This window comes from Henriciella sp. (assembly GCF_049649345.1).
GTDB lineage: Bacteria > Pseudomonadota > Alphaproteobacteria > Caulobacterales > Hyphomonadaceae > Henriciella.
This window is the reverse complement of record NZ_JBARZC010000431.1, coordinates 1-5,903: the sequence shown is the minus strand read 5'-3', so window position 1 is coordinate 5,903 and position 5,903 is coordinate 1. Positions and strand designations below refer to the sequence as shown.

General features: G+C 64.7%; 12 protein-coding genes. All 12 read right to left on the bottom strand.

Going from position 1 to position 5,903, the window contains the following annotated elements:
• Positions 1-65: 65 nt before the first annotated feature.
• The gene (locus WA989_RS12010) at positions 66-686 is read right to left on the bottom strand and encodes a phage distal tail protein, Rcc01695 family (RefSeq protein ID WP_424340733.1); all 621 of its coding nucleotides are present in this window, start codon (positions 684-686) and stop codon (positions 66-68) included.
• Positions 683-1,057 carry a phage tail tape measure C-terminal domain-containing protein gene (locus WA989_RS12005; protein ID WP_424340732.1) on the bottom strand — a complete coding sequence of 125 codons (375 nt, stop codon included), beginning with the start codon at positions 1,055-1,057 and terminating at the stop codon, positions 683-685. Before WA989_RS12005 ends, WA989_RS12010 begins: the two co-directional genes overlap by 4 nt.
• Positions 1,050-1,235 carry a phage tail assembly chaperone gene (locus WA989_RS12000; protein ID WP_424340731.1) on the bottom strand — a complete coding sequence of 62 codons (186 nt, stop codon included), beginning with the start codon at positions 1,233-1,235 and terminating at the stop codon, positions 1,050-1,052. Before WA989_RS12000 ends, WA989_RS12005 begins: the two co-directional genes overlap by 8 nt.
• Positions 1,219-1,509, bottom strand: a complete 291-nt coding sequence (locus WA989_RS11995) for a GTA-gp10 family protein (RefSeq protein WP_424340730.1) — start codon at positions 1,507-1,509, stop codon at positions 1,219-1,221. Before WA989_RS11995 ends, WA989_RS12000 begins: the two co-directional genes overlap by 17 nt.
• Entirely contained in the window at positions 1,506-1,925 is a 420-nt protein-coding gene (locus WA989_RS11990; protein WP_424340729.1) for a phage major tail protein, TP901-1 family, read from the bottom strand. The genes WA989_RS11995 and WA989_RS11990 overlap by 4 nt, the downstream gene beginning before the upstream one ends.
• Entirely contained in the window at positions 1,925-2,356 is a 432-nt protein-coding gene (locus WA989_RS11985) for a DUF3168 domain-containing protein (protein WP_424340728.1), read from the bottom strand. Before WA989_RS11985 ends, WA989_RS11990 begins: the two co-directional genes overlap by 1 nt.
• Complete coding sequence (locus tag WA989_RS11980; protein ID WP_424340727.1) at positions 2,353-2,898, bottom strand: head-tail connector protein; 546 nt, start codon at positions 2,896-2,898, stop codon at positions 2,353-2,355. Before WA989_RS11980 ends, WA989_RS11985 begins: the two co-directional genes overlap by 4 nt.
• A 55-nt stretch (positions 2,899-2,953) precedes the next feature.
• Positions 2,954-3,157: a hypothetical protein gene (locus WA989_RS11975; RefSeq protein WP_424340726.1), complete on the bottom strand. Its 204-nt coding sequence runs from the start codon at positions 3,155-3,157 to the stop codon at positions 2,954-2,956.
• A gap of 73 nt (positions 3,158-3,230) precedes the next feature.
• The gene (locus WA989_RS11970; RefSeq protein ID WP_424340725.1) at positions 3,231-4,406 is read right to left on the bottom strand and encodes a phage major capsid protein; all 1,176 of its coding nucleotides are present in this window, start codon (positions 4,404-4,406) and stop codon (positions 3,231-3,233) included.
• Between the two features lie 116 nt (positions 4,407-4,522).
• Positions 4,523-4,930 (bottom strand): HK97 family phage prohead protease, encoded by a 408-nt coding sequence (locus WA989_RS11965; RefSeq protein WP_424340724.1) that lies wholly within the window; start codon positions 4,928-4,930, stop codon positions 4,523-4,525.
• On the bottom strand, positions 4,923-5,150 hold the full coding sequence (locus WA989_RS11960) for a hypothetical protein (protein ID WP_424340723.1): 228 nt from the start codon (positions 5,148-5,150) through the stop codon (positions 4,923-4,925). Before WA989_RS11960 ends, WA989_RS11965 begins: the two co-directional genes overlap by 8 nt.
• Positions 5,147-5,903 (bottom strand): phage portal protein (locus WA989_RS11955; protein WP_424340722.1); only part of this gene is annotated, 757 nt, incomplete at its 5' end. The genes WA989_RS11955 and WA989_RS11960, both read right to left, overlap by 4 nt.

The window sequence follows — 5,903 nt, the reverse complement described above, 5'->3', positions numbered from 1 at the left end:
GTCGTTAGCACGCCGCCTGCGAGCCTTGATGTAAATGTCTCGTCTATCTCCCGCATGTCGCCCCCTCAGACCAGCTCGACGAGGGGCACACTGACCGCTCGGCCCGCGCCAATCGTCTCTATACTGATCTCAAGCGTGTCCGTATCGAAACGGACGGGGCAATCGAATTTAAAGCCTGCGCTTACGGCGACGCCGGAAGCAGGCGCGGCGTCGAAACTCACCACACCGGTTGTCTCGTCGACACTCCATCCGGCCGCCTGCGCTGTACCGCCCAGCGCGACCGCGACGCTTCCGACCACGGGCTTGAGGATGGCCCGCCGTACACCGCCATAGGATTTGCTCAGCTGGAAGTCCGTCTGCGTACCATCGCCGATACCGATTGCCTGGTCGCTTGCGCTGACCGGATTGCCGAACGCCGCGCTGGAATGATCGAGCAGGTCGCGAAACCGGAACCCGTAAAGCCGTCCCCGCCGCGCATCGTAGAAGTCGGCAAGCGCGGCAAGCGCCGCGTCGGACGTGATGGCGCTCGCAACATCCCAACGGCGTCTGGCGCCAGCCCAGCGTGCATTGCGAACCTCGCCGCCGCTTGCCAGCGCGACGACTTCCGTTTTCCAGCCCGGACCGCCGGATGCCCCGCGTCCGAGCGCGAGCGGGAACAGCACTTCGTGAAATTGCGACAGGCTCACAGGAAACGCCCTCCCATGGCAGCGGCCCTGCCGAGCGCCTTTGCGATCTCCTTCGATGTGCCAACGGGCACCCCGCCCGCTGCGCCGCCTGAGATGTTCACATTGAGATTTGCCACTTGCGCACCGCCCAGTCCGGCCTGCGCCAAGGCGGCCTCAGCTGCGATACGGGCGAGGTCTGCGAGCACCGACTGGGTCATGCGCGAGAAGTCCAGCTCGCCGCTTCTGGCGGCGCGCGAGAGCGCCGATTCTATGCTTGAGCCCGCCTCGGCAAAGGCCCGCTCCAGGCTCGCTGCAGCGTCGCGCCCAGGCCCGTCGGCGAGCGCGGCGACAGCGTCGCCTGCCCGCTCAAGACCTCTTTCGAATTCATCCATCGCCTAGTTCTTTCTTGTCTGGAAAGCGCGCTGCGAGCGCCTCGAATCCGTGCCGGTTGAGTGCCGGCTCTCCGCGGCTTGAGAGCCACAGCCATTCCGTGAGCGAAAGCTGCCAGAACTGGTCCGGCCCAATGCCGATCAGCACAGCAGACCGCATCATCTCAGCCCAGGGCAGCATGAAACGCATCCGCCACTGCGCCGGCGGCGAGGCCTGCCGGTGCTCTCGCGCTGAGCTCTCTCGCCTCGTCAGCGCCGAGCCCTGCCGCACCTATCAGAATGGCAAGCACGGTCTGCAATTCGCCGCCGGAAAGCGTACGAAGCCGGGCCTGAAGCTCTGCCAGCGATGTACAGCCAAACGCCGTTTCAATCTCCGCAAGCGCGCCGAGCGTCAGACAGAGCGAAATCTCACGCCCCCCGATACTGATTGCTGTTTCACCTCGCACGCCGTTCATGCCGCCGCCTCGAAGACCAGGCTGCCCGCGCTCTGCAGCTCGACAGAAAACGTCGCTTCGCCATCATGCGTGCCGCCATAGGAGAGCTGGGCGATCTGGAACGCGCCGGTGAAATTGCCAAGCCCCGGCACGATCAGCTGCCAGCGCTCAATGCTGCCGGCGAAAAACACCGCCTGCATGCGTGCATCGCTTGCCGCATCCTTGAATAGGCCGCGCCCGCGCACCCGCATGGATTTGAGGCCCGCGCCCACCAGCAATTCTCGCCAGCCTTCGGGGCTTTCAGCCGAACTCGCATCCACAGCCTGCTGGTTAAGATCGAATTCGCTCGTGCGGATGCCCGCGAGCGTGTCGAACGCCTCAGGCTCGAGCCCATCGGACAGTTTGATGAGCACATCCTTTCCGCGCTGGCCTGCCATCACGCTACCTCCTCTGTGATAATCCTTATCCGGAGCAACCCTCTGAATTCGCGAAGGTCAGGCGTGCGCATCGCGTCGGAATAGACCGTCTGGATGAGCACGACCCGCTGGCCCGCAAGCGACAACACCGCTGCTTCGCCCGCCGCCCTCAGCGCGCCGAGGATGTCCTTCACGTCTGCCCGGCCACCATCACGCGACCGCACGGCAAGCGTCAGTGTATGGGCCTGGCCGGCGACACCTGATGCGCTCCGGTCCGCGCACTCATGCCGCTCCAATATCGCATGCGGAAAGGCCGCCTGATCGGTCTCGGCGACGAAGATCCTCGCCGGAGAGCCAAGCAGGGACTGAACTTCCGCGTCCGCGCGCAAGGCCTCCAGAAAAGCGCGTTCGAGCGCCGCTTCCGCAGACCAGAGCATACCGTCCGCACTCATAGCAGCACCTCTCGGCGCGCCTTGAGAACGGTTTCAGCGGCAGCTGGCAGCCCGGGCTCGCCATTCCGGCGATAGGCGTCCAGCAGGATGAGCTTCAGCGCATGGATAAGGTCTTCCGGCACGTCGCTTGCCGCGCCATAGCCGGCAACGACATCGATCTGGACCTCGCCGCCAACCGGGATGGGCGGACACCAGCTGGTTGCCCTGACCTTGAGACGCCCGTCGACCAGTTCGAATTGTCCCGTGACATCATCTGCATTCGATCCTGCATCCACTATGCGCACGGAGACAAGCGACGCCGCCGGCCCCGGCCAGAGCCGGATGCCCTGACGGGTCAGGCTGCTCGGCCAGGCGCGGACGCTGTGCCGCAAGGTCTGCGTAACAAGCACTAGCCCGGCTGCTGTCTCCAGCCGCGCCTGCGCGCCGGCCACGAGGTCGCCGATCAGCGTATCCTCGCCGTCATGGCCGACCCGCAGGAAGGCCTTCGCCTCGGCGAGAGGCAAAGCCGCCTCGCCCGGCGGCGAAATCACCGTCAGTGTCATGATCAATATCCTGATTTTGAAGAGGTTTGTCCTTGCCCTCGCCGGGGGGCTTGGCCTAGACCAGCGTCTGCAGCTTCTCGATCACCGCTCCTCCGATCGGGAGGCCAATGGAACGCAAAAGCTCGTCATCAATCTGGGTTTGGCTGGAGCTGACCAGTGTCGCGATCGCTTCGGCAACCTGCGTGGTGAAGGCGTCCTGCTGCGGTTTGGTGAGCAGGCCAGCCTGGCGGATGAGGGCGATGAGAACGGATTCGAACATGGGTTTTTCCTTTGTTTGTCTTGAGGGGAAAGTGCCGGACGCTGCGCCTTGCAGCGCCCGGGGAAATCAGCAATCAGAACACCATCGCCTTGATGGCATCGAAGTTCTGGACACCGCCGCCGACGCGCTTGGTCGTGTAGAAGAGCACGTAGGGCTTGGCCGAATACGGATCGCGCAACACGCGTGCGCCCTGACGGTCAGCGATGAGATAGCCGCGGCGGAAGTCGCCAAAGGCAATCGCGGCATTGCCCGTGCCGATATCCGGCATGTCTTCCAGCTCGGTGACCGGATAGCCGAAGATGGTCTGCGCCTCGCCATTCATGCCGGGCCGCCAGAGATAGCGCCCATCGGCATCCTTCAGCTTACGGACGGATGCGACCGTGCGCCGGTTCATGACGAAGCGACCATTGGCGCGGAATTGCGATTTTGGCGTCTGGATCAGATCGATGATCTGGTCGCCCGCATCATCGAGCGTGAAGTCACCTGCGACAGAGCCGATCTGGCCCCAGGCATGGGAAGCTTCAGCGACGATGGTATAGTCAAGAAACCCCTTCGGCTTGGCGGCCCCATCGCCCGTCACGAAGGCGGCGCTCTCCTGGATCGAGAAGGCTGCCTCGACCTCGTCGGCAAGCCATTCGTCGACATCGGCATAGGAGTCCTCAAGCAGGGTCTGCGTCGCTGCCGGCATGGCATAGAGTTCGCCGGCCGGGAATTCGAGCAGGCTGAGCCCCGCTGTCGTCGTCTCCGGCCGCGCATCGGTTTCGCCCGCCCAGGCGGCGCCCACGCCGAGGCTGACAGGCTTACGGTAAACGCCCGCAGACGTCTGCCGCACGCTCGCAATCTGGCGCATCGGCGAGGCCTGCATCAGGCGCGCCTCGATCATCCGGTCAAGCTCAGCCGGCGCGGTGTAACCGCCCTGATCATCGGTCCCGGCCGACAGCGCCTTCACATCGAGCCGCGCGAGCCCGCTCTCATCGCCCTTGCGCAGATAGCGGGCCCAGGCCGCGTCGTGTTCACTTTCGGCGGGGGCCGGAGCGCCCTCAACAGGCCGGGCCGCCTTGAGGCTCAGCTGATCGAGCCGACGGTCAAGCTTCTTCAGCTTGTCGTCGAGCAGCGTATCGGATGCCCCCTTTGCCTCGATCTCGGCCAGGCGCGTATCATTCGCCTGCTTGTAGGCCTCGAAGGCGGCCATCATGTCAGCAGTGACGGACTTCATGTCCATCCCGGCCATCTTGGTTTCCTTGGTCAATTATATCTCCTGCTCAATCGCCAATCTTCGCTTCGCTCAGGCGATCTGCGCCTGCGCCTTGCTTGTGAGCGCCCTCATGGTGAGCGAAGTCGAACCATGAGAGCGAGAGGGTAAGGTCAGGCCGCCCTTGCGGCCGCCCCGACGGTTCTGAATCGTGCCAGCGGCTGCATCGGCTCTGCGACAAGCGAGACCTCGACAAGGTCGACATCGCTGAGCGTTCGCCCACCCCCGACACGCGGCGTCCAGAGCCGGGCGCGAAAGCCGATCGAGAGACCATCGAGCCCCAGCGCCACGAGCTTTCGCGCGCCCTCTGCCTCGATCAGTCCACGAACGAATAGCCCGCGTCCGTCCTCCACCAGCCGCGTCCAGCGCCCGGCAATCGCGCCGCTTCTGTGCTGGAGCAGCATCGGCGCGGCCCCCGCTTTCAGGCTGCGCGCAAAGGCGCCCGCCCGGATGACATCACCGGAAAGGTCCGGCGCACCGAACAGGGCGGCATAGCCTTCGATCAAAATTGCCTTATCCATCGTCGCGCTCCAGCCGGCTTTCAATCCGGTCGAGCTGGGCCTGCATGGCGCCGAGTTCAGCCTCGACGCGCGCCAGGCGTTCGGCCACTGGCCGCGCAAGGTCTGCGCGATGCTCGAGCGCCGAAATTCGCTCCGCTGCCGCGCCCGCCCAGACCAGCGCACCGCCCGTCTGGACCGCGATGGCAAACAAAAGCGCAATCGTGACTTTCTGCTCGATCATTGGCCGACCCCCGCCAGCTTTCGTTTCTCCTCGGCCGTGAGGAAGCTCGCCGCTTCCAGCCGCGACCAGAGCGCTTCACGCTCGGCGGCAAATGCCGGGACATGATCGAGATCGGGCCTGATCACAGCGTCCTCGAACCGGCCTGCCAGCCAGATCGACAGTGCATCAGACACCTTATGAACAAGCGGCAGAACGGTCAGACGCCAGAAGGCGAGATTGGCTTCTTTATAGGTCGCATACGTATTGTCGCCTGGAATGCCGAGCAGCATGGGCGGCACGCCGAAGGCCAGCGTAATCTCGCGCGCGGCCGCATGGCGCGTCTCGGCAAAATCCATCTCGGCGGGCGACAGTGACATCGGCTTCCAGTCGAGCCCGCCATCGAGCAGCAGCGGCCGGCCCGCATTGTATTTGCCGCCATGCGCGGTCTCGAGCTCTTCCTTGAGGCGGTCGAACTGGTCGGGCGTCAGATGCCCGCCATTCTGGCCATAGACGAGCGCACCAGACGGCCGCGCCGCGTTGTCGATCAGCGCCTTCGCCCAGGCGGCTGCGCCATTGTGAATGTCTAGCACCTTGTGTGCGGCCGCGAGCGGCGCGAGGCCATAAATGCTATCGGATGGATGGTAGAGTTTCAGATGAAGCACCGGGCTCCAGCCATCAGCCTCGCGATGAATGACCCGCTCGCCGCGGCGCTGGCGCACGGCCCAGCCGACCAGTCCGCCCTGCGCATTCGTCTTGGCACGGACGGTATCGGCA

Bases quoted from the DNA above. Each gene is read 5' to 3' on its own strand.
- WA989_RS11975 (WP_424340726.1), bottom strand. From the start codon at position 3,157: ATGTTCGAATCCGTTCTCATCGCCCTCATCCGCCAGGCTGGCCTGCTC.
- WA989_RS12000 (WP_424340731.1), bottom strand. From the start codon at position 1,235: ATGCTGCCCTGGGCTGAGATGATGCGGTCTGCTGTGCTGATCGGCATT.
- WA989_RS11980 (WP_424340727.1), bottom strand. From the start codon at position 2,898: ATGACACTGACGGTGATTTCGCCGCCGGGCGAGGCGGCTTTGCCTCTC.
- WA989_RS11985 (WP_424340728.1), bottom strand. From the start codon at position 2,356: ATGAGTGCGGACGGTATGCTCTGGTCTGCGGAAGCGGCGCTCGAACGC.
- WA989_RS11960 (WP_424340723.1), bottom strand. From the start codon at position 5,150: ATGATCGAGCAGAAAGTCACGATTGCGCTTTTGTTTGCCATCGCGGTC.
- WA989_RS11990 (WP_424340729.1), bottom strand. From the start codon at position 1,925: ATGGCAGGCCAGCGCGGAAAGGATGTGCTCATCAAACTGTCCGATGGG.
- WA989_RS11995 (WP_424340730.1), bottom strand. From the start codon at position 1,509: ATGAACGGCGTGCGAGGTGAAACAGCAATCAGTATCGGGGGGCGTGAG.
- WA989_RS11965 (WP_424340724.1), bottom strand. From the start codon at position 4,930: ATGGATAAGGCAATTTTGATCGAAGGCTATGCCGCCCTGTTCGGTGCG.
- WA989_RS12005 (WP_424340732.1), bottom strand. From the start codon at position 1,057: ATGGATGAATTCGAAAGAGGTCTTGAGCGGGCAGGCGACGCTGTCGCC.